Below are 20775 nucleotides of genomic sequence, written 5' to 3' on the forward strand. Positions count from 1 at the left end.
TCGACCGCGCCGCCGCTGCAAGGCGGAACCTCGGCGGTTTACAGCGATTGACGCGGGTTCAAGCCAGCACGACAGTCCCGCCATGAAGCTTCCGATCACCGTCAATCATTCTTCGCCGGCTTCCACTGCGGTGGTGTTGATCGCCGTCGTGGCCGCAGGTGCGGCCCTCTATTGGCTCAGGGACATCCTGACCCCCCTGGCCATGGCCATGTTCCTGATGATCATGATCGACGGGGTGAAGCGGGCCATCGAACGCCGCACGCCGATCCCGCCGCGCTTCGCCGGCGCCGCAGCCCTACTCGTCGTGGTGCTGGGCTTCCTGTTGTCGATCTGGATCATCGTCGACGGCGCTGCGGGCTTCTTCACCGACGCCTCGGGCGTGGCCGGCAGCATCGGCCCGCGCATCGACCAGATCAGCCGCGACGTGTCCGCCCTGGTCGGGTTCAGCGATCCGCCGACCCTTCACGACATGATCGCCGGCATCGACGTGCGCGGCTGGCTGACCAGCGCCGCCTTTCAGGTTCAGGGGGCCGCGACCGGCGCCTTCTTCGTCATGATCTATCTCGGCTTCCTGTTGGCGTCTCAGGCGGGCTTCCGAAAGAAGATGGTCGGCATGTTCCCCGAACGCGGCCCGCGTCAGGAGGCGCTGGAAGTGTTCGAGCGCGTGCGCAGCGGGGTCGAGGGCTATCTGTGGGTCCAGGCCGTGACCGGGGCCATGATCTGCGCCGTCGCCTGGGTGCTGATGCGGGCCGTGGGGCTGCAGAACGCGGAGTTCTGGACCTTCGTCATCTTCATCATCGGCTTTATCCCGGTGCTGGGCGGCGCGGTCGCAGGCTGCGCCCCGCCCCTGTTCGCCCTGGTCCAGTTCGAAAGCTATTGGCCTGCGGCGGTCCTGTTCGTCGGGCTTCAGGTGCTGCTGTTCGTGGTCGGCAATCTGGTGCAGCCGCGGATGCAGGGCGACAATCAGAACATCGACCCCATCGTCGTGCTGCTGGCCCTGGCCTTCTGGGGCAAGCTGTGGGGCGTGGCGGGGATGTTCCTGTCGACGCCTCTGGCGGTGATGGCCATGGCCATCCTGGCCGAGTTCAAGGGGTCGCGCTGGATCGCCGTCCTGCTGTCGGGCGATGGCGAGCCCTATGCCCGCAAACCCGGCAAGGACAATCAGCCAAAGGGCGGTTCTTCCTGGCTCGGAAGGATTTTGGGCCGCGACGTCCCGCCGCAGGATAGAAGCCTGAAATAATCCTTCAATTGTCCTTGAAAGGCCGCAATCGCCGCCTATCTCATCCTCACACGACGCGGCCCTCCCCTCCCCCTCCCGGGCCGCGGCGTCTGAGGCCGGCGCTTCCCCTCCCCCTCCTGAGCGCCGGACCGAGCAGGCCGTCGGACATCGTTCGACGGCCTTGTTCGTTTCTGGGGCTAGGTCGACATCCTGCCGTCGGGCGGTTTCCGTCAGAAGATGGCGGAAATGGGGCTTTTGCTGCTGCGCTGCGCGGGGTGGCTCGCAAAATCGTCCACAACTGGGCCTCTTGCGCCACATGGTGCGCTGCACACTGAAAATCCATGCGTTTCGGGGCTCAAGCGGCCTAGCCGTTCTCGCCGGGCGCGCTAAGGTGCCGCGGTTTTCCCCAGCGGTTTTCCACCGCGCCGTTTGAGACTGTCGTCATGTCCGCTGCTTCGCGCATCGTTCCCGCCGTTCCCGCTGACTTGGGAGCGCTGGAAGCGGCCTATGCGCGGATTGCGGCGCCGCCGGGAGCGCCCGAAAAGGCGCTGCTGGCTCAGGCCTTCGACGACTACGCCGCCGATGAGACGCCCGAACTGGGCGGCGACGATCTGGCGGTCCTGCTGGCGGGCGCCTGGCGCGGCGCCCAGGCCCGCAAGGCAGGCGAGCCCGCCCGCATCACCGTCGGTCCTCTGGTCGACGAACACGGCGTCAACACGGGCTATGATCAGGTCCTGATCCTGCAGGACGACGGCCCCTTCCTGGTCGACAGCGTCCTGGGCGAACTGGCTGAGGCGGGCGTCACCGTCCGCGCCCTGTTCCACCCGATCGTCGAAGTCGAGGCCGGACGCCGCGACTCCCTGATCATCGTCGTCATCGACCCCCTGCCGCAGGAGCGCCGCGACGCCCTGGGCGAAGGCCTGGCCGCGGCTCTGGCCGACGTGCGCGCCGCCGTGCGCGACCACGCCGCCATGCTGGAGGCGATGGGCGCCGAGATCGCCCGCCTGGAAGCCCATCCGCCGGTGGGCGTGGCCGCCGAGGTGCTGGCCGAAAATCTCGCCTTCCTGCGCTGGGTCAAGGACGACCACTTCGTCTTCCTGGGCGCGCGCCAGTACGACTATCCGCGCGGCCCCGACGGAACCTATGAGGCCGAGGCGCCCCTGAACCAGTCCACCGACGGTCTGGGCGTCCTCAGCGACCCCGAGCGCCGCGTCCTGCGCCGCGCCAATGAGCCGGCCGTGCTGACGCCCGCCATGCAGGCCCAGCTGAACGAGAGCGAGCCGGTCACGGTGGCCAAGGGCAATATGCGCTCTCGCGTGCACCGCCGCGCCTATATGGACTACATCGGCGTCAAGCGTTTCGACGACCAGGGCCGGGCGGTGGGCGAGACGCGCTTCGTCGGCCTGTTCACCCATGAAGCCTACGACGTCATGGCCCATGAGGTGCCGCTGCTGCGCCGCAAGGTCGAGAACGCCCTGGCCCGCGCCGACAAGGCGCCGGGCAGCCACAACCACAAGCGTCTGCGCACCATCCTCGAAAACTATCCGCGCGACGAGCTGTTCCAGATCGGCGAGGACGAGTTGCTGGATACGGCGCTGGGCATCCTGCACCTGTATGACCGCCCGCGCATCCGCCTGTTCACGCGCCGCGATCCGTTCGACCGGTTCGTCTCGGTGCTGTGCTTCGTTCCGCGCGAGCGCTACGACGCCGGCCTGCGCCAGCGTATCGGCGCCATCCTGGCCCAGGCCTGGGGCGGCCGGGTGTCGGCCGCCTATCCGCAGATGTCGGACCAGCCGCTGACCCGCGTCCATTACATCATCGGCGTGACGCCGGGCGAGCATCCGGTCCCCGACCTCAAGGCGCTGGAAGCCGAGGTGGCCGAGGCCGGCCGCAGCTGGATCGACCGATTCGAGCGCGCCCTGCGCCAGGCCGGGGTCGACGAGGCCGCCGTCGGCCCGACCAGCGCCCGCTGGGCCGAGGGCTTCGGCGTCGCCTTCCGCGACCGCTATGACGCGGCCGAGGCCGTGGCCGATCTGGAGCAGTTCGACCGTCTCAACGACGGCGCGGCCGCCGATGGCGTCCACGCCGAGCCTGTAGCGGTGCGCGCCTTCCGCACCGCCGACGAGACCAACCTGCAGTTCCGCTTCAAACTGTATCGTCGCGGCTCGGCCGTGCCGCTGTCGGACGTCCTGCCGATCCTGGCCGACATGGGCCTGAAGACGCTGGAGGAATCCGACCACGTGGTGCGCACGATCGGCCAGGAGCCGATCTACATCCACGACTTCCTGCTGGAAGACCCGCGCGGCGCCGACCTGGTGTTCGCCGATCTCAAGACCCCGTTCGAAGAGGCCTTCAAGGCCGTGTGGAACGGCCGCACCGAAAGCGACGGCTTCAACCGTCTGGTGCTCGAGCTGGGCGTCGACTGGCGCGAGGCGGCCCTGATCCGCACCCTGGCCCGCTATCGCCAGCAGACCGGTCTGGACCCGTCGCAGGCGGTGCAGGAAGCGGCCCTGCGCGAATATCCCGACGTGGCCCGCGCCATCCTGTCGCTGTTCAAGGCCAAGTTCGACCCGGCCCACGGCGGTTCGGTGGCCGAGCGCGAGGCTTCGGTCGCCGAACTGGACGCCAAGATCGAGACCCTGCTGCAGGACGTGAAGAGCCTGGATCACGACCGCGCCCTGCGCCGGATCGCGGCCCTGATCGACGGGATCAAGCGCACCAACTTCTATCAGCTCGACGCCGAGGGTCATCCGAAGGCGCACATCTCGATCAAGATCGCCGGTCAGGAACTGGCCGACCTGCCCCTGCCCAAGCCGTTCCGCGAGATCTTCGTCTGGGCGCCGCACATCGAGGGTTCGCACCTGCGCTTCGGCCCGGTGGCGCGCGGCGGCCTGCGCTGGTCGGATCGTCGCGACGATTTCCGCACCGAGGTCCTGGGTCTGGTGAAGGCCCAGCAGGTCAAGAACTCGGTCATCGTCCCGGTCGGCTCCAAGGGCGGCTTCTATCCCAAGCAGCTGCCGGTCGGCGGCACGCGCGAGGAAATGCAGGCCGAGGCCATCCGCGCCTATAAGACCTTCCTGTCCGGCATGCTGGACATCACCGACAACATCGTCGGCGACGCCGCCCCGGTGCGCCCGGCCAATGTCGTGGCCTGGGAAGGCGACGACCCCTATCTGGTCGTGGCCGCCGACAAGGGCACGGCGACCTTCTCGGACATCGCCAACGGCGTCAGCCAGTCCTACGGCTTCTGGCTGGACGACGCTTTCGCGAGCGGCGGTTCGGCCGGCTATGACCACAAGGAGATGGGCATCACCGCGCGCGGCGCCTGGGAAGCGGTCAAGCGCCACTTCCGCGAGGTCGGCAAGGACATCCAGACCGAGCCCTTCACCGTGGTCGGCGTGGGCGACATGTCCGGCGACGTCTTCGGCAACGGCATGCTGCTGTCCAAGGCGACCAAGGTCGTGGCCGCCTTCGATCACCGCGACATCTTCATCGACCCGAACCCGGACCCCGCCCGGTCGTGGGAAGAGCGCATGCGTCTGTTCGAGACCCCGCGCACCAGCTGGCAGGACTATGACAAGAGCCTGATCTCGGAGGGCGGCGGCGTCTTCTCGCGCTCGGCCAAGTCGATCACCCTGACCCCGCAGATCAAGGACCTGCTGGATATCGAGGCGGACACGGTCGATCCGGTCACCCTGATGCAGGCCATCCTCAAGGCCCGCGCCGAACTGCTCTACTTCGGCGGCATCGGCACCTACATCAAGGGTTCGGGCGAGACCAACCTGCAGGTCGGCGACAAGGCCAACGACGCCATCCGCGTCAACGGCGGCGACATCCGCGCCCAGATCATCGGCGAAGGCGCCAACCTGGGCATGACCCAGCTGGGCCGCATCGAGGCGGCGCGCGCGGGCGTGCGTCTGAACACCGACGCCATCGACAACTCGGCCGGCGTGGACTCCTCCGACCAGGAGGTGAACATCAAGATCCTGCTGGGCGGCGCCATCGCCTCGGGCCACCTGAAGGCCGAAGACCGCAACGCCCTGCTGAAGTCGATGACCGACGAGGTGGCGCACAACGTCCTGCGTCACAACTACGACCAGACCCTGGCCCTGACCCTGCAACAGGCCGAAGGCGCCGCAGCGCTGGACGCTCAGCAGGCCTTCATGCAGCACCTGGTCTCGATCGGTAAGCTGAACCGGGCGGTGGAATATCTGCCCGACGACGCCCGCATGACCGAGATGAAGCTCCAGGGCCAGGCCCTGTCGCGGCCGGAACTGGCGGTCCTGACCGCCTATTCCAAGCTTGAGCTGTTCGACGAGATCGTCGCCTCGGCGGCGCCGGACGACGCCTTCTTCGAGCGGATGCTGGTCGACTACTTCCCCACCCCGCTGGCCCAGTTCGAAGAGGACATGAAGGGCCACCGCCTGCGTCGCGACATCATCGCCACCGTGCTGTCGAACGAGATCGTCAACATGGCCGGGCCGACCTTCCCTGACCGCCTGCGCGCGGCGGCGGAATGCGACACCGCCGCCATGGTCACGGCCTTCGAGACCGCGCGTCACGTCTTCCGCCTCGATGAGGCCTGGAAGGCGGTCGAGGCCCTGGACCTGAAGATCCCGGCCGAGGCTCAGACGGCCCTGTATCAGGAGATCGCCCTGGTCCTGCGCCGCCAGACCTTCTGGCTGGCGCGCCGCGCGGCCCGCACCGAGACGACGGTCGGCGGCATGATCGCCGCCTACCAGCCGGCCGCCGACGCCCTGCGCGCGGCGGGTCCCGCGGTGCTGTCGCGTTATGAGCACGCTCGCTACGAAGACCGGGTCCAGACCTTCATCGGCCTGGGCGCGCCCGAAGAGTTGGCCCGCGACATCGCCATGCTGCGTCCGATGGTGGCCACGGCCGACATCGGCGACCTGGCGAACGAGCTGGGCTGGGACGCCCCGGCCATGGCCCGCGTCTATCACCAGGTCGGCGCCGCCTTCGACTTCGACCGCCTGCGCGTGGCGGCCGGGTCGGTGCCGTCGGCCGATCACTTCGATCGCCTGGCGGTGCGTCGCCTGATCCAGGACCTGATGACCGAGCAGCAGCAGCTGACCCGCGCCGTGGCCAAGGCCTCGGCCCAGGCGGCGGGCGTCGGCCAGGAAAGCGCGGAACAGGCGGTCGACGCCTGGATCGGCGCCCGCATGGATCAGGTGGAGGCCCTGCGCGGCTCGGTCGACGAGATCGAGACCTCGGGCTCCGGCTGGACCTTCGCCAAGCTGACCATTGCGAATGGAGCGATCCGCGAGGTGTTGGCTTCGGCTTCCTAAGTGGTGGTGACGCCGGGCGAGAGCCCGGCGTCACGCGCTACGCTCGCGACGCGGTCGCTCGCCGCTTGAGCGCCTTTTTTGGCGCTATCGCTCGCCGCGCAGCGGCTCGCTGCTTGAGCGCTTTTTGGAGCGCGATCATTCGCTGCGGCAAATCAGGGCCCGTCCGTTTCGTCGTGTGGCGAGGCGGGCGGGCCTTGGCGTTTGGGGCGGGGTCGGTTTAGGTGGCGCCTTGCTGTTCAGTGAACCGGAGGGCCCATGCCCAGGAAGTTCCTCGTCGTCGTCGACGACAGTCCCGAGCTGGGCGCCGCCCTGGCCTACGCCTCGCGCCGTGCGCGCTCGACCGGGGGCCATGTGGTGCTGCTGCGCGCCCTGCCCGGCGGATCGGACGAGCACTGGTCCGGCGTCCGCGATGAAATCCGCCGTCAGCAGCGCGAAGAGGCGGAAAGCCTGCTGACTCGGCTGGGCGAGAAGGTCGCCGAAACCTCGGGCGCCCCGCCCGTCTATCTGATTGAGGAGGGCGATCCCCAGGCCGCCATCCGCAAGGCCGTCGGCGACGACCCCGACATCAAGATCCTGATCCTGGCCGCCGGGGCCAATGGCCGCGGTCCCGGCCCGCTGATCTCGGCGGTGCTGAAACAGGGCGCCGCCTTCACCGGCCGAAAACTGCCCGTCACCATCGTGCCCGGCGAACTGACCGACGAAGAGATCCAGGACCTGGCCTGACCGTCATGAAAATCCGTCTGATCGCCGCCGCCGTACTGTTGTCGCTGGCGGCGTTCGCGCCTGACGCCCAGGCGCAGTCGACGGCGCAGTCGGGGGCGCGAGGCTATGTGGTCCAGGGCGACTGCGACGGCCGCCCGGCGACGCAGGTGCGGATGGCGCCGGGTTATTGTCTGGGGCTGGTCTGGCAGGGCCCAGGTTGGCGAGCCGGGCAGGACGGCCCGCGTATGCCGCGCGGCCTGATGCCGCTGGAGGACGGCGACTGGCTGGTCACCGATCTGGGCGCCTGGGAGGCGGACAAGGGGGCGGTGTGGCGGCTGTCGTTTGCGGCCGACGGCGCGGCGCGCTGGCGACGACTGGCGGGCGGGCTGTCGATGCCGCACACGGTCAAGCGCGGGCCGGACGGGCGCATCTATGTGTCCGAGATGAACCGCATCCTGACGCTGGACCCCGACGCCGCCGATGCAGCGGCCAGCGTCCGCACCGTGATCGGCGACCTGCCGGACAACCGCCTGCACGACAACCGCCACCCGCTGTCCAGCTTCGTCTTCGACGGGAACGGCGATCTGCTGGTCAATGTCGGAGCGCCCAGCGACCGTTGCCTCGACGCGGCGGGCAAGCCGAAGGTCGATGTGCGCGGTGCCTGCGTCGAGGACGCCGCGACGGCGCAGGTGCGGCGCCACGCCTATCTGGGGAAGGGCCGCTGGGCCGAGGACAGCACCGTTTTCGCCAGCGGACTGAGGAACTCCATCGCCCTGGTGCGGCACCCGTCAGGGACGGTGCTTCAGGCCGAGAATTCGGTCGATCTTGAGACGCCGGATCATCCCTATGACGAAATCAACGTCCTGACGCAGGGGCGCCACTACGGCTGGCCCTACTGCGTCGATCTGGCCACGCCCCTGCCCGGCTGGCCTGCGCGTCAGGCGCGCTGCAATGAGCGCGAGAAGCCGATCGCCCTGTTGCCGCCGCACGCGGCGCCGCTGGACCTGATCTATTATGAGGGGGCGATGTTCCCCGAACTTCAGGGACGACTGCTGATGACTTGGCACGGTTTCCGCCGCACGGCCGGGCGCATCGTGGCGGTCGAGACGGATGAGGCGGGGCGGCCCCTGACCGATATCGGCGGGCGCTACGCCATCTATCCGCGCGGCGCCCTGCCCTACCCTGCCGGGGCGCCCAGCGTGAACGGCAAGGTGCTGACGCCGGGCTGGGACAGGATCGCCGGCCGCCACCCGCGCGGCTCTCCCGTGACGATGGCGACGGCGCCGGACGGCTCCATCTGGGTCACGGATGACAGAAGCCGGGCGATCCTGAGAATCGCCCGGCCCCGGTAGGCTTGGGTGTTAAGAGGGCGGCTCAGCCCTTCTGGCCGTCCCGCTTGGCCAGGACGCGCAGACGAAGGGCGTTCAGCTTGATGAACCCTTCCGCGTCCTTGTGGTCATAGGCCTGGACGCCTTCCTCGAAGGTCACCAGATCCTGATCGTACAGGCTGTTGGGGCTCTCGCGGCCGATGATGGTCACGTTGCCCTTGTAGAGCTTCACGCGGACCGTGCCCGAGACCTTCTGCTGGCTGTGGTCGATGGCGGCCTGCAGCATCTCGCGCTCGGGGCTGAACCAGAAGCCGTTGTAGATGAGCGAGGCGTATTTCGGCATCAGCTCGTCCTTCAGGTGCATGGCGCCGCGATCCAGCGTGATCGACTCCATGCCGCGATGGGCGGCCAGCATGATCGTGCCGCCCGGGGTCTCATAAACGCCGCGCGACTTCATGCCGATGAAGCGGTTCTCGACCATGTCCAGACGGCCGACGCCGTTGTCATGACCCAGCTGGTTCAGCTTGGTCAGCAGGGCGGCGGGCGACAGGGCCTCGCCGTCGATGGCGACCGGGTCGCCCTTTTCATAGGCGATGGTGATGATGGTCGGCGTGTCCGGGGCGTCTTCCGGCGCGATGGTGCGCTGGTGCACGAACTCGGGCGCCTCGACGGCCGGGTCTTCCAGCACCTTGCCCTCGGACGAGGAGTGCAGAAGGTTGGCGTCGACCGAGAAGGGGGCCTCGCCGCGCTTGTCCTTGGAGATCGGGATCTGGTGCTTCTCGGCGAAGTCCAGCAGGGCCTCGCGGGACTTGAAGTCCCACTCGCGCCACGGGGCGACGACGCGGATGTCGGGCTCCAGGGCGTAGTAGCCCAGCTCGAAGCGCACCTGGTCGTTACCCTTGCCGGTGGCGCCGTGACAGACGGCGTCGGCGCCGACCTGACGCGCGATCTCGATCTGGCGCTTTGAGATCAGCGGACGCGCGATCGAGGTGCCCAGCAGATACTGGCCCTCATAGACGGTGTTGGCGCGGAACATCGGGAAGACGAAGTCGCGCACGAATTCCTCGCGCAGATCGTCGATGAAGATGTTCTCGGGCTTGATGCCCAGCTTCAGCGCCTTCTCCTTGGCGGGAGCGAGCTCCTCGCCCTGGCCCAGGTCGGCGGTGAAGGTCACCACCTCGGCGTTATACTCCGTCTGCAGCCACTTCAGGATGATCGACGTGTCCAGCCCGCCCGAATAGGCGAGGACGACTTTCTTGGGGGCGGGCTTGCTCATCGGTCGGGAATTCCTTTCAATAGGATGCGTATCGGCGCATTCGGCGCGCTTAAAGGACCAGACGCGCCGCGATGCAAGGGCATGATTGCGGCGCCGCGTCCCGAACCGCCGCTCTAAGCAGAAAGGGCGCCGCGAGCCAGCCCGCAACGCCCCTGTTTCCAGCTGGATTTTCAGCCGTTTATCGGTCTCAGGCGGCCAGGGCTTTGAGCGCGTCCACGAGGTCGGTCTTTTCCCACGAGAAGCCGCCGTCGGCGTCCGGCGTCCGGCCGAAATGGCCATAGGCGGCGCTGCGGCGATAGATGGGCTTGTTCAGGCCCAGATGCTCGCGGATGGCGCGCGGCGAGGCGCCGCCGATCAGCTTGGGCAGTTCGCGCTCCAGCACCGCCTCGTCAATCTTGCCCGTGCCGTGCAGGTCGACGTGGACCGACAGGGGCTTGGACACGCCGATGGCGTAGCTGATCTGGATGGTGCAGCGGTCGGCCAGACCCGCCGCGACGACGTTCTTGGCCAGGTAGCGGCAGGCATAGGCGGCCGAGCGGTCCACCTTGGTCGGGTCCTTGCCCGAGAAGGCGCCGCCGCCGTGCGGGGCCGCGCCGCCGTAGGTGTCGACGATGATCTTGCGCCCGGTCAGGCCGGCGTCGCCGTCAGGCCCGCCGATGACGAAGGTGCCGGTCGGGTTGATGTGCCACTCGGTCTCGGCGGTGATGAAGCCGTCCGGCAGCACCTGTTCGACATAGGGCTTCACGATGGCCGCGACCTGGTCTTGGCTCAGGTTCGCCTTGTGCTGGGTCGAGACGACGATGGAGGTCGCGCGCACCGGGCGGCCGTTTTCGTAGTGCAGGGTCACCTGGCTCTTGGCGTCGGGCTCCAGGCCCGGCTCCTCGCCCGAGTGACGGGCCTCGGCCAGGGCCTTCAGGATATTGTGGCTGTAGGCCAGGGTGGCCGGCATCAGTTCCGGCGTCTCGTTCGAGGCGTAGCCGAACATGATGCCCTGGTCGCCCGCGCCCTCGTCCTTGTCCTCGCCGGCGTCGACGCCCTGGGCGATGTGGGCCGACTGCGGGTGCAGGTGGTTCTGGAACTGCAGCGTCTTCCAGTGGAAGCCGTCCTGTTCATAGCCGATGTCGCGCACGACGCCGCGGACCGTATCCTCGATTTCCTGTTCGACGCCAGGGGCCCAGTTGCCCTCCGTATCCATGATGCCCTGACCGCGGATCTCGCCGGCGATCACCACCAGATTGGTCGTCGTCAGGGTTTCACAGGCCACCCGAGCCTCGGGGTCCTTGGATAGAAACAGGTCGACGATGGCGTCCGAGATCTGATCGGCGACCTTGTCGGGGTGGCCTTCCGAAACGCTCTCGGAGGTGAAGAGGAACGACGAACGGGCCAAGGCAGGCTCCTGCGTGACGACAATGTCCTCAGGCATATAAAGATATGCTTATACGTGCAAGACGGCATCGTCCTGACGACCAGGCGGCCCCCGCCGCCTTTTTCCGGGCGTGACGCGTCTCGCAGACGCACGCGAACTATTGCGCTGCAACATTCGATGTGGCAGCAAAATCCTTTCTTGGTCAGAAAACTGGCTCGTTTCTACGATGGGGGCGAGCTTAGGCCTATAGATTTGGAACAAACATGCCGAATCCAAACATCCTAGACGCGGCCCTGACCCGTCTCGACGAGGCGGCGCGCCACGTGCAGATCGATAGCGATGTGCTGGAGAAGCTGAAATATCCGCGCGAGACGATGAAGGTCCGACTGTTGATCCGCATGGACGACGGGTCGCGCAAATCCTTCCTCGCCTGGCGCTGTCGCTATGACGACACGCGCGGCCCCACCAAGGGCGGCATCCGCTTTCACCCGGCCTCCACGGCGGAGGAGGTCGAGACCCTGGCCTTCTGGATGACGGTGAAGTGCGCCGTGACCAACCTGCCCTACGGCGGCGGCAAGGGGGCGGTGCAGGTCGATCCCAAGAGCCTGTCCAAGGCCGAGCTGGAGCGGCTGTCGCGCGCCTATGTCCAGGCCTTCGCCGGCATCATCGGCCCCGACCGCGACATTCCGGCCCCCGACGTCTACACCAACGCCATGATCATGGGCTGGATGGCCGATGAATACGCGTCCATCCAGGGTCAGGCGGCGCCCGCCGTCATCACCGGCAAGCCGATCGCCCTGGGCGGTTCGGTGGGGCGCGAGGACGCCACGGCGCGCGGCGGCTTCTACCTCACCTGCCACCTGACCGAGCGGCTGGGGCTGCCGACCGAAGGCCTGCGCGTGGCGGTTCAGGGCTTCGGCAATGCGGGCCAGCACGCGGCGCGCCTGTTCCGCAGCATCGGCGCCAAGATCGTCGCCGTGTCGGACTCGGGCGGCGCCGTTCATGCGGCCTCCGGCCTCGACCTGGACGCCCTGTTGGCGGCCAAGGCGGCTGGCCAGTCGGTGGTTCAGGCTGAACACGGCGGCAAGGTCATTTCGCCGGATGAACTGATCGGCGTCGAATGCGACGTCCTGGCCCCCTCGGCCATGGAGGACATGATCCACGACGGCAACGCCGCCTCGGTTCAGGCCAACGTCGTGCTGGAGCTGGCCAACGGCCCGATCACGCCCGAGGGCGACCGCATCCTGGCCGAAAAAGGCGTGATCGTCCTGCCGGACATCCTGGCCAATGCGGGCGGGGTGACGGTGTCCTATTTCGAATGGGTTCAGAACCGCCAAGGCTACTACTGGACGCTGGACGAGGTGCAGTCGCGCCTCAAGACCATCATCGAGACTGAAGGCGACGCCGTGTGGTCCATCGCCGAAGACAAACAGGTCACCTTGCGCACCGCGGCCTACATCCACGCCCTGGGGCGTCTGGCGGGCGCGATCGAGGCGCACGGCACCCAGCAATTCTTCACCAGCTAGGCTGCCTTCAGCCGCAGGTTTCGGTTTCTCCAAAGCGTCGCACTTCCAACCGCTTCCCTGTCATCAGTCTTCGGCAAGGGACGGCGAGTGAAGGTTGGGAGTGCGCCGATGGACGTCTTCTACTGTCTGATCCACACGCCCGAGGCGATCACGCCGGAGCTGTGCGTCCTGTCCGGCGCCACGGAGATTGAGGCCGTGCGTGGCGTCAATGAAGTCGCGCGCGACTGGCCCCGCCTTGAACGCATCGACCTGTATCGCGGCAATCGCGAGATCCGCAGCTTCGCGCCCAGCGACCTCGTCCCTACTAGCCCCATCCGCGCCCTGGCGGCGTGACGGCGTGACGGCCAAACGGCCGCCGCAAGGCGTGAAGGCGGTTGCATAGCGGTGAATGAAGAGTGGTGCCGCTTAGGTGACGCGGTTCTTGATGAGGCTCAAAGTTAATAAACTCGGTGATTTCAGGATCTTGACGACTAAACTGCTACACGTCTGACGCCGAAACTGCTACACCTCCGTCCATGGCAAAGCCCCCATCCGGAAGGCCCGTAGGCGTCCCGCAACCGATGAAGCGCAAGGGTTCGCGCTCCTATTACGTCCGCGTAAAGGTCCCCAAGGGAGCCCGTGAGGTCTTAGGGAAGGTCGAGCTATGGCGGTCGCTGGATACGGAAGACTTCGCTGTGGCCTGCGCCCGGGCGGTCGTCGAGGGGGGGCGGATGCGGGCACAGATAGAGGCCGCCCGCCGGAACCTAGACGGCACCCGCAAGGACGCTAAGGGAGACCCCACGGTAGAACAGCGGAAGGCAGAGGCGTGGTGGATGGAGCGCCGCGTCCCCCACCCTAAACGCCCTGGGCTCTACGTCATTCCCGAGGACCTGGAGCCAGCTTGGGACGCCACGGTGGAGCGGTTGGCGGGCGAGCCGGTGAACGAAGACGATGGCGTCTCCGCTCCCCGATACGACCCGGACAGGGAGCGCGCCGCGCTGACGCTGGTCGGGAAGGTGACAGGGGCCGTGGTCCCCATCGGGGAGGAACTGGACCGCTATATGGCCCAGGAGGGCGTGAAGGCGAGTTATGCGGCGCGGACGCGGACGGCGACGAAGGCCCTGACTGACTGGCTTACGACCAACCGCCACGCCGACAATATCCACGCGGTGACAGGCCGGGTCGCAGATCAGTTCGCGGACAGCGTTGCCGAAGGTCGGACTGTAAAAACGCTTAACTCCTATATCTCCGCCCTGTCGGCTTACTGGAGCTGGCTGCGTCGCCGTCATATCGTGCAGGAGAACCCATGGGCGGGCTTGTCGCGTCGAGAGGTAGACCGGAGCGGGAACGCCGAGAAGCGGCCGTTCACGGACGACGAGATCAAGGCCCTTCTGTCAGGGCCCGCTAACCCCACACTCAGAGACATGATGCTTCTCGCCGCCCTGACAGGGATGCGTCAGGTCGAGATCGGCAATCTGCGCGTTCGGGATGCCGAGGGCGGCGTCTTCGTTGTCACCAAGAGCAAGACCACCGCCGGGGAGCGCTCCGTGCCGATCCACCCAGACCTGGCCGCCCTGGTCGCTCGACGGGTCAAGGGAAAGGCGGCTGACGCTTACCTATTGGAGGAGCTGACTGCCCCAGCCCAAGCGGGCGCGCAAGCGACGGGCGGCGGACCGTGGGCGGCTCCGGGTCATACTGGAGGCCGTAACGCTGGAGCTCTGGCTGGCTCGGCGCGATACGCCGACCCGCTGGCTGGCCTACTCGCGCGGCGACCGGGGCTATGTCGGACCGGACCGCTACCGCCATCCTGACGCTTCGAAGACCACGGTCACGCTCGTTACGGCCTTCCTGATGAGCACAGGACTCGCCGAAGGCCGTGCCGGGAGCTACCGGCGGGAAGATCATGGCTTCGGTCAGTCGGGCCGGGGCTACCTGTCCCGGCTGCGCGGAACCGACGGGCTTCTGGCCTGGGCCGATGAACAAGGCCTGACGGACGACGACGTCGCCCTGAACGACAGGTTCGAGCTTATCCGCCTGAAGGGGCCAGCAAAGACGCGACGGGATCGCAAGCCGCTTCTGCATTACGACGACACGCCCGACACCACCGCCATGCGGGATCGGCTGCGGTCCTGGGCGGCGATGATGGCGGGCCATGAGGTCACCCTGGGAGCGCACCGATCCGTGGCTTCAGCTCCGACGAAGAAGAGGCCGCCTTTCTCGCCTACGTCGCCCGCTGGAGCTGAGCGACCCTGGCTGGAGGGTGGGGGGATGGTCCCCTTCGCCCTCGACGCTGAGGGTTACGCTCGGGTCACCTCCGGGTCCCCTAGGGCTATACTGGAGGTCGTAAGAAGACCTGGGCGGAACGAGCCGTAGTCCTCGATCAAGATCGGCCGAGGGGCCCGCTTGGACCTATCGGGGAACCTGGGTCACCCGCGAAGTCCTCTGGTTGGGCTGGGAGCCTTCCTCCTCCTCACGCTAAGGTCACCCTACGGCCTCCGTCTGTGTGGCTGGGGAGGGCTTCCCCTTCCTCCGGGCGCTCGGGTCTCGACGACGTTCGTTCGTGCCCGGCTCTTGATCTCCCCAGCCAGGAGCTTTTTCAAAGCCTCCAGTGCGAGGTTCTTCTTCTCCATCCCGGCGACTTCGAGAAGGAACTCGTCAGATAGGATGGAGATGTCCGGCGACTTCAACCCCGCCGCCTGTAGGATGCGCTCCTGGCCATAGATGGCGATGTCGCTGCGCTTGCCCTGATGAGCCTCGACGAAGGTTTCCGACTGCACGAACATGCCGCCCGAGCCGCAGGCGGGATCGTAGACGCGGCCCTTGGTCGGCTCCAGCATCTCGACGATGGTGCGAACCACCGAGCGGGGCGTGAAGAACTCGCCGCCGCGCCGGCCTTCCGCGCCCGCGAACTGCGAGATGAAATATTCATAAGCTCGGCCTAGGAGGTCGCGCGCCTCGCCGTCCTCGCCCTTCAGGTTGACGTTGGAGAACAGGTCCACCAACTCGCCGACCATCCGCTTGTCGAGCTGGGGCCGCCCGTAGTCTTTGGGCAGGACGTCCTTCAGCACCTTCACATTGGCTCGTTCGATGGCCTCCATGGCGTTGTCGATCAGGTTGCCGATATCGCCACGGCGTTCCTTGCCGGTGGTCACGTCGGTGAAGGTGATTTCCGGCCGCTTGGCATTGGCCTGCAGGTTGGACCAGCGCGCCTCGGCCGGCACCCAGAAGACGTGGTCGGCCAAATACTCCTCAGGGTCCTCCGGGTCAGCGTAGGGCTCGGCCTCCAGCTTCGCCCGTTGCGCCTCGAAGGCTTCGGAGATGTATTTCAGAAAGATCAGGCCGAGCGCGACGTGCTTGTATTCCGAGGGCTCCAGGTTGCCGCGCAGCTTGTCAGCCGCCTTGAACAGCTCGGCCTCAAAGCCGAGATCGTTTCCGCCCGCCATGCAACGCCCACCCGAAGTCCAAACTGAGGTCCAGCGGCTCGTCTAGGCGGGGAGGGGCGAACAAGCGGTTAACCATAGGCGTTTTCGGCCAGGCTTAGAGCGAAGCGCCAGACACCAGAGTGCTACACCTCTAGAGGGCGAAACTGCTACACCACCACTCGGGACGCGCCCAAGAACGTATTGATTTTGCTGATATTTCTCTGTGCGGGAAAAGGTGGTGCCGCTTAGGTGACTCGAACACCTGACCCCCTCATTACGAATGAGGTGCTCTACCAGCTGAGCTAAAGCGGCCCCGGCGTCGTCCGCGCTTCGAGCGCGAGCGAGCGAGGAGGGCTCTTTATACGGGCGCGGCGGGCTTGCCAAGAGCCGATAGCATCGACGGTTCATCGGGCGCTGCGGCGACGCGGATTTGTGTGAAATCAAAGGGGCGCAGGGGCGCGGCGGCCGCGTCGGAAATGCAGACGGCCAGGCGGCCGGATGAGGCGGCGCGGGGCAGGTCGGTCGCCAAGGCGCGGGCGGCGCGCGGGGAATGCAGCATGACCGCGTCGAAGGCGCCGGGCGCGGGCGCATGCGTCTCGAAGGCGGCGTAGACGGGCAGGCGCTGGACCCGGCGGTCGGGCAGCAGGGCGGGCAGGTCGCCGGCCGGCTCGCGTGCGCCAGGCGCTAGCAGCGGGCCGGGCGGGGCTTCGGCGGCGATCAGGCGGGCCAGGGCGTGAATGTCGCCGGCGGCGGAGCGCACGTCGGCGAAGCCTGCGGCGCGGGCGGCTTCCGCGGTGGCGTCGCCGACGGCGAACACGGGGTGGTCGCGAAAGCGCGGGATCAGGGGAGCGAAGGCCTCGACGCCGTTGGGGCTGGTCAGGGCGAGGACGGCGACGGCCTCAGGCTCCGGAGCGGCGTTCAGCGCGCCGGGCAGGGGGGCGAGCGTCAGGAGCGGGACGACCACGGGCTCGAAGCCCAGCGCCGTCAGCCGGTCCGCCGTGCGCGCGGCGCCCGGCTCGGCGCGCGTGACCCAGACGCGGCGGATCGGCGTCACGGCTCTAGAGCGCGATCTTTTGATCGCCGGCCACGGCCTGGACCTGGCCGCCGAGATCGAGACCGAGGGCGCGGGCGGCGGAAAGTTCGGCTTGGGTCAGGTCGGCAGGGGCGGCGATGTCGCCCGAGCGTGTCCAGCGGCCCGACCCGTCGGGGCTGAGCATTTCGGTGCTCAGATGCAGGCGGCCTTCCGCGATGTGGGCGTAGGCGCCGATGGCGGTGCGGCAGGAGCCTTCCAGCGCGGTCATGGCCCCGCGCTCGGCGGCGACGCAGAGGGCGGTAGGCGCGTGGTTGAGGGCGCGGGTCCAGGCGGCGTTCACATCGTCCTCGCGCGTCTGCAGGGCCAGGGCGCCCTGGCCCGGCGCGGGCAGGAAGGCGTCCAGCGGCAGGCGCTGGCGGATAACTTCGCCCAGGCCCAGGCGATTAAGGCCCGAACAGGCCAGCAGGATGGCGTCGAAGTCGCCGTCGCGCAGACGCTTCAGCCGGGTGTCCACGTTGCCGCGCAGCATCTCGATCTTGAGGTCGGGGCGCAGGGCCAGCGCCTGGGCCTGACGACGCAGGGAGGCGGTGCCGAAGCGGGCGCCCTGCGGCAGGTCGGCGAAGGTCGCGTAGCGCTCGCTGATGAAGGCGTCGCGGGGATCTTCGCGCTCGGGCACGGCGGCGATGGCCAGGCCGGGGGGCTGTTCGGCGGGGACGTCCTTCATCGAGTGAACGGCGACGTCGACGCGGCCGTCCAGCAGGGCCTCTTCGATCTCCTTGGTGAACAGGGCCTTGCCGCCGACTTCCAGCAGGCGGCGGTCCTGGATGCGGTCGCCGGTGGTGACGATCTCGACCAGGGGGACAAGAGTTTCGATCTCAGCCTCGGGCACGCCCAGGGCGCGGCCGATGGCGCGCTGCATCATGCCGGATTGGGCCAGGGCCAGGCGCGAACGCCGGGTGCCGATGCGCAGGAGAGGTTGAGTCACGTCGAGACGCCGTTGCGAAAGGGGGGGCGGGTCGCTAACTCCGCCCAATGACAATGGACGCGGACTATAGCAGGGCGGCGGACGGGGCAACCGGACTGGAGCGGGACGGTTTGACCGTACTGGGTCTGGAGACCAGCTGCGACGAGACCGCCGCTTCGGTGGTGCGTCTGTCGGCGGCGGGCGCCCAGGTGCTGTCCAGCGTCATTCACAGCCAGATCGACGATCACGCGGCCTATGGCGGGGTCGTGCCGGAAATCGCCGCCCGCAGCCATGTGGAGATGATCGACGGCGTGACGCGCCGGGCCATGAGCGAGGCCGGGCTGGACTGGAGCGGGCTGGACGGCGTGGCGGCGACGGCGGGGCCGGGCCTGGTCGGCGGGGTCATGGTCGGCTTGTCCTACGGCAAGGCGGCGGCGCTGGCGCGGGGCTTGCCGCTGATCGCGGTCAACCATCTGGAAGGTCATGCGGTGTCGGCGCGGCTGGGGGCGGAGACGACCTATCCCTTCCTGCTGCTGCTCGTCTCGGGCGGGCACTGCCAGTTGCTGGAGGTGCGCGGCATCGGCGACATGAGCCGGCTGGGCACCACCATCGACGACGCGGCCGGCGAGGCCTTCGACAAGATCGCCAAGGCCCTGGGGCTGGGTTATCCGGGCGGGCCGGCGCTGGAGAAGCTGGCGGCCCAGAGTCGAGAGAATGGCGGCGACGGCTCGCGGTTCGAGCTGCCGAGGGCGTTGCTGGGGCGCAAGGACTGCGACTTCTCCTTCTCGGGGCTGAAGACGGCGGCGTCGCGTCTGGCCCAGACCTGCGAGACGGAACAGGACCGGGCGGATCTGGCCGATGCGGTGCAGAAGGCGATCGCGCGCCAGCTGGCCGAGCGCTCCGAGCGGGCGATGAAGGCTTACGCCGAGGCGCACGAACATCGCCTGTTCGTGGTGGCGGGCGGCGTGGCGGCGAACAAGACGATCCGGCGGACTCTGGAGGATCTGGCGACGAAGCACGGCTTCGCCTTCCTGGCGCCGCCGATGGCCTATTGCACCGACAATGCGGCGATGATCGCCTTGGCGGGGGCCGAGCGGCTGGAAAAAGGGCTGACGTCGGACATCGATGTCGCGGCTCGGCCACGATGGCCACTGGACGAGACGCGCGCGAGCGTCGATCCTGTTCACAAGAAAACGGGCCGCAAGGGCGCCAAGGCTTAAAGCGGCCTGAAGCCCTGCGGGGGTCGGGGGACCGGAGAAGATATGGAATTTCATACTGCAGGCGTAATTGGCGGCGGCGCCTGGGGCACGGCCCTGGCGCAGAGCGCGGCGGCGGCGGGTCTGGCCGTCATCCTGCAGGCGCGCGAGCCTGAGGTGATCGAGAGCATCCGCGCGCGCCGGATGAACGACGCCTTCCTGCCGGGGGTCGAACTGGATTCGGCCATCAACGTCACCTCGGATCTGGCGGATCTGGCCGACTGCGATCTGATTCTGGCCGTGCCGCCGGCTCAGCACATGCGGGCGACGCTGACGGCGTTTGCGCCTTACGCCCGGCCGGGTCTGCCGATCATCCTGTGCTCCAAGGGCATTGAGCGCGGCTCGTTGAAGCTGATGACCGACGTGCTGGCCGAGACGATCCCGTCGGCGACCGCCGCCGTGCTGTCGGGGCCGAGCTTCGCCGCCGAAGTGGCGCGCGGCCTGCCCAGCGCCGTGACCCTGGCCTGCGCCGACCTGGAGATGGCCGAGGCCCTGGCGGGCGCCCTGTCGGGCCCGGTCTTCCGTCCCTATTTCGCCGATGACCTGATCGGGGCCGAGACGGGCGGAGCGCTGAAGAACGTCCTGGCCATCGCCTGCGGCATCGTCGAGGGCCGCGAACTGGGCCGCAGCGCCCACGCCGCCGTCATCACCCGCGGCTATGCCGAGATCGTCCGCGTGGCCACGGCCCTGGGCGGCAAGGCCGAGACCGTGGCGGGGCTGTGTGGCGTCGGCGATCTGGTGCTGACCTGCTCCAGCCCGCAATCGCGCAACATGAGCCTGGGCCTGGCGCTGGGACAGGGTTTGAGCGTCGAGCAGGCGCTGGCCGGCAAACGCTCGGTAGCCGAGGGCTATGAGAGCGCGCCCGCCGTGCGCGAGCTGACCCGCAAGCTGGGCGTCGATACGCCCATCTGCGAGGCGACGGCGGCGGTGCTGGCCGGCGAGATGACCGTGGATCAGGCCATCGAGAGCCTGATGAGCCGCCCGCTGAAGCCCGAGCGCGAATAGTGGCGCAAGAGGGTCCGGCGGCTGAAACGCAGGAGCGCAAGCGGGTCTGGAAGACCCCGCCGAACGTGGCCCTGTGTCTGGAGGCCGACATCGCCGACCCCGGCTCGCGCGGGTTCGTGCTGCAGATCGGCGAGGCCTTCTTCCACGGCTTCGTGGTGAAGAAGGACGGTCAGGTCGCGGGCTGGGTGGATCGCTGCCCGCACGCGGGCTTTCCCATCGCGGTGGAGCTGGACCGCTATCTGACGCCGGACGGCTCGCTGATCCTGTGCGGCTGGCACGGAGCGGCGTTCGAGCCCCTGTCGGGCGCGTGCGTCGCCGGACCCTGCGCGGGCGGCAAGCTGACGCCCTGGCCGGTCGAGGCGCGGGACGGGGTTATTCGGACGGCGTAAGCGC

The 20775-nt window shown here is 68.0% G+C and carries 15 protein-coding genes and 1 tRNA gene; 10 read left to right on the forward strand and 6 right to left on the reverse strand.

The features are described from left to right. The first annotated feature begins 82 nt into the window (after positions 1-82). The 4 genes from DA69_RS12355 to DA69_RS12370 all read left to right on the forward strand — a co-directional run bounded on the left by DA69_RS12355 (position 83) and on the right by DA69_RS12370 (position 8579). Positions 83-1240 (forward strand): AI-2E family transporter, encoded by a 1158-nt coding sequence (locus DA69_RS12355; protein WP_025976414.1) that lies wholly within the window; start codon positions 83-85, stop codon positions 1238-1240. Between the two features lie 422 nt (positions 1241-1662). Further along, the gene (locus DA69_RS12360; RefSeq protein WP_025976413.1) at positions 1663-6525 is read left to right on the forward strand and encodes an NAD-glutamate dehydrogenase; all 4863 of its coding nucleotides are present in this window, start codon (positions 1663-1665) and stop codon (positions 6523-6525) included. 255 nt (positions 6526-6780) lie between these two features. Next, positions 6781-7248 (forward strand): universal stress protein, encoded by a 468-nt coding sequence (locus DA69_RS12365; protein WP_024354341.1) that lies wholly within the window; start codon positions 6781-6783, stop codon positions 7246-7248. Between the two features lie 5 nt (positions 7249-7253). Further along, positions 7254-8579 (forward strand): PQQ-dependent sugar dehydrogenase, encoded by a 1326-nt coding sequence (locus DA69_RS12370; protein ID WP_025976412.1) that lies wholly within the window; start codon positions 7254-7256, stop codon positions 8577-8579. A gap of 22 nt (positions 8580-8601) precedes the next feature. Here DA69_RS12370 and DA69_RS12375 read toward each other — a convergent pair whose 3' ends face one another. Then, positions 8602-9831 (reverse strand): argininosuccinate synthase, encoded by a 1230-nt coding sequence (locus DA69_RS12375; protein ID WP_025976411.1) that lies wholly within the window; start codon positions 9829-9831, stop codon positions 8602-8604. Positions 9832-10018: 187 nt separating this feature from the next. Then, entirely contained in the window at positions 10019-11218 is a 1200-nt protein-coding gene (gene metK / locus DA69_RS12380; RefSeq protein WP_025976410.1) for a methionine adenosyltransferase, read from the reverse strand. 242 nt (positions 11219-11460) lie between these two features. Here metK and DA69_RS12385 point away from each other — a divergent pair, with 242 nt between their 5' ends. The 3 genes from DA69_RS12385 to DA69_RS12395 all read left to right on the forward strand — a co-directional run bounded on the left by DA69_RS12385 (position 11461) and on the right by DA69_RS12395 (position 14513). Further along, positions 11461-12723, forward strand: a complete 1263-nt coding sequence (locus tag DA69_RS12385) for a Glu/Leu/Phe/Val family dehydrogenase (protein ID WP_025976409.1) — start codon at positions 11461-11463, stop codon at positions 12721-12723. A 108-nt stretch (positions 12724-12831) separates the two neighbouring features. After that, a complete protein-coding gene (locus tag DA69_RS12390) occupies positions 12832-13056 on the forward strand; it encodes a hypothetical protein (RefSeq protein ID WP_025976408.1) in 225 nt (74 codons plus the stop codon). A 227-nt stretch (positions 13057-13283) separates the two neighbouring features. Further along, positions 13284-14513 carry a site-specific integrase gene (locus tag DA69_RS12395; RefSeq protein WP_025976407.1) on the forward strand — a complete coding sequence of 410 codons (1230 nt, stop codon included), beginning with the start codon at positions 13284-13286 and terminating at the stop codon, positions 14511-14513. Positions 14514-15188: 675 nt separating this feature from the next. Here DA69_RS12395 and DA69_RS12405 read toward each other — a convergent pair. From DA69_RS12405 to hemC, 4 genes are all read right to left on the reverse strand, one after another. Beyond that, a complete protein-coding gene (locus DA69_RS12405) occupies positions 15189-16145 on the reverse strand; it encodes a type I restriction-modification system subunit M (protein WP_025976405.1) in 957 nt (318 codons plus the stop codon). Positions 16146-16360: 215 nt separating this feature from the next. Next, a tRNA-Thr gene (locus DA69_RS12410) sits at positions 16361-16436 on the reverse strand. Between the two features lie 46 nt (positions 16437-16482). Further along, a complete protein-coding gene (locus tag DA69_RS12415; protein ID WP_025976404.1) occupies positions 16483-17178 on the reverse strand; it encodes a uroporphyrinogen-III synthase in 696 nt (231 codons plus the stop codon). 4 nt (positions 17179-17182) lie between these two features. Continuing rightward, positions 17183-18142: a hydroxymethylbilane synthase gene (gene hemC, locus DA69_RS12420; protein ID WP_025976403.1), complete on the reverse strand. Its 960-nt coding sequence runs from the start codon at positions 18140-18142 to the stop codon at positions 17183-17185. A gap of 47 nt (positions 18143-18189) precedes the next feature. Here hemC and tsaD point away from each other — a divergent pair, with 47 nt between their 5' ends. From tsaD to DA69_RS12435, 3 genes are read left to right on the forward strand one after another with little or no spacing between them, the layout of a single operon-like run. Beyond that, positions 18190-19341: a tRNA (adenosine(37)-N6)-threonylcarbamoyltransferase complex transferase subunit TsaD gene (gene tsaD / locus DA69_RS12425; protein ID WP_025976402.1), complete on the forward strand. Its 1152-nt coding sequence runs from the start codon at positions 18190-18192 to the stop codon at positions 19339-19341. A 42-nt stretch (positions 19342-19383) separates the two neighbouring features. Next, complete coding sequence (locus DA69_RS12430) at positions 19384-20382, forward strand: NAD(P)H-dependent glycerol-3-phosphate dehydrogenase (protein WP_025976401.1); 999 nt, start codon at positions 19384-19386, stop codon at positions 20380-20382. Beyond that, the gene (locus tag DA69_RS12435) at positions 20382-20771 is read left to right on the forward strand and encodes a Rieske (2Fe-2S) protein (protein WP_025976400.1); all 390 of its coding nucleotides are present in this window, start codon (positions 20382-20384) and stop codon (positions 20769-20771) included. Before DA69_RS12430 ends, DA69_RS12435 begins: the two co-directional genes overlap by 1 nt. Positions 20772-20775: the final 4 nt, after the last annotated feature.

Origin of the sequence: Brevundimonas naejangsanensis (genome assembly GCF_000635915.2) — a bacterium.
GTDB lineage: Bacteria > Pseudomonadota > Alphaproteobacteria > Caulobacterales > Caulobacteraceae > Brevundimonas > Brevundimonas sanguinis.

Excerpts from the sequence above, each read along its gene's own strand:
- DA69_RS12355 (WP_025976414.1), top strand. The coding sequence starts at position 83 with ATGAAGCTTCCGATCACCGTCAATCATTCTTCGCCGGCTTCCACTGCG.
- DA69_RS12365 (WP_024354341.1), top strand. The coding sequence starts at position 6,781 with ATGCCCAGGAAGTTCCTCGTCGTCGTCGACGACAGTCCCGAGCTGGGC.
- tsaD (WP_025976402.1), top strand. The coding sequence starts at position 18,190 with ATGACAATGGACGCGGACTATAGCAGGGCGGCGGACGGGGCAACCGGA.
- DA69_RS12395 (WP_025976407.1), top strand. The coding sequence starts at position 13,284 with ATGAAGCGCAAGGGTTCGCGCTCCTATTACGTCCGCGTAAAGGTCCCC.
- DA69_RS12385 (WP_025976409.1), top strand. The coding sequence starts at position 11,461 with ATGCCGAATCCAAACATCCTAGACGCGGCCCTGACCCGTCTCGACGAG.
- DA69_RS12390 (WP_025976408.1), top strand. The coding sequence starts at position 12,832 with ATGGACGTCTTCTACTGTCTGATCCACACGCCCGAGGCGATCACGCCG.
- DA69_RS12360 (WP_025976413.1), top strand. The coding sequence starts at position 1,663 with ATGTCCGCTGCTTCGCGCATCGTTCCCGCCGTTCCCGCTGACTTGGGA.
- DA69_RS12370 (WP_025976412.1), top strand. The coding sequence starts at position 7,254 with ATGAAAATCCGTCTGATCGCCGCCGCCGTACTGTTGTCGCTGGCGGCG.
- DA69_RS12405 (WP_025976405.1), bottom strand. The coding sequence starts at position 16,145 with ATGGCGGGCGGAAACGATCTCGGCTTTGAGGCCGAGCTGTTCAAGGCG.
- DA69_RS12430 (WP_025976401.1), top strand. The coding sequence starts at position 19,384 with ATGGAATTTCATACTGCAGGCGTAATTGGCGGCGGCGCCTGGGGCACG.
- DA69_RS12375 (WP_025976411.1), bottom strand. The coding sequence starts at position 9,831 with ATGAGCAAGCCCGCCCCCAAGAAAGTCGTCCTCGCCTATTCGGGCGGG.